At 52.3% G+C, this 434-nt stretch carries 1 protein-coding gene and 1 pseudogene; both read left to right on the top strand.

The annotated features are described in order from the left end of the window. Positions 1-186, top strand: a 186-nt coding sequence (locus C1I92_RS35945) for an amino acid--tRNA ligase-related protein (protein WP_310585769.1), incomplete at its 5' end; no start/stop codon positions are given. 117 nt (positions 187-303) lie between these two features. Next, a pseudogene (gene nudB / locus C1I92_RS35950) lies at positions 304-434 on the top strand (dihydroneopterin triphosphate diphosphatase); the annotation flags it as partial.

The raw sequence follows: 434 nt of genomic DNA on the forward strand, positions 1-434 counted from the left end.
GGTCTGGCATTCGGTCTTGACCGTCTGACCATGCTGCTGACCGGCACCGACAATATCCGTGACGTTATCGCCTTCCCGAAAACCACGGCGGCAGCGTGTCTGATGACTGAAGCACCGAGCTTTGCTAACCCGACTGCACTGGCTGAGCTGAGCATTCAGGTTGTGAAGAAGGCTGAGAATAACTGATATGACTCAAATACACGAAATCATTCGCGTTGCATCGAGGCGGCAACTGAGTGAACTCCCATGAGCATAGATAACTATGTGAATGGGATGAGCGAAGGCAGTCAACGAAGAGGCAGCGTGAAGGATAAAGTGTATAAGCGTCACGTTTCGATCTTAGTGGTCATCTACGCACAAGATACGAAACGGGTGCTGATGTTGCAGCGGCGTGACGATCCCGATTTCTGGCAGTCGGTAACCGGCAGCGTGGA

The sequence above is a fragment of the Jiangella anatolica genome (assembly GCF_003236295.1).
In the GTDB taxonomy this organism is placed as follows: domain Bacteria; phylum Actinomycetota; class Actinomycetes; order Jiangellales; family Jiangellaceae; genus Jiangella; species Jiangella anatolica.